Source organism: Sulfitobacter sp. CW3 (genome assembly GCF_019392245.1).
Classification (GTDB): Bacteria; Pseudomonadota; Alphaproteobacteria; order Rhodobacterales; family Rhodobacteraceae; genus Sulfitobacter.
Genome location: NZ_JAHXRL010000491.1, coordinates 1 through 244, shown reverse-complemented (window position 1 = coordinate 244; position 244 = coordinate 1). Strand labels below are relative to the sequence as shown.

Genomic DNA, 244 nt, shown 5'->3' with positions numbered 1-244 from the left:
AGCTTTCATGGTCGGCTGCGCACGAACGCTGACGGAGCTGGGCATCGATCACTCAGTGTCTGTCCGGCGACATATTGAGTGATGTAAGGGGTTTGTGATTCAAGGCGGCCTGTGTGGAGGCTGCTGATGTGGACGACCGAGAACCGGGCCCGCTACGATCGAAGCGAGCTTCGGTATCCGAGCGATCTGACGGATGACGAGTGGGCGCTGATTGAGCCCCTGATCCCTCCAGCCAAGCGTGGCG

Annotated in this window: 1 pseudogene; it reads left to right on the top strand. The window is 60.2% G+C overall.

Annotation, left to right across the window (positions count from 1 at the left end):
- Positions 1 to 126: 126 nt before the first annotated feature.
- Positions 127 to 244: pseudogene (locus KZZ06_RS21940) on the top strand (IS5/IS1182 family transposase); the annotation flags it as partial.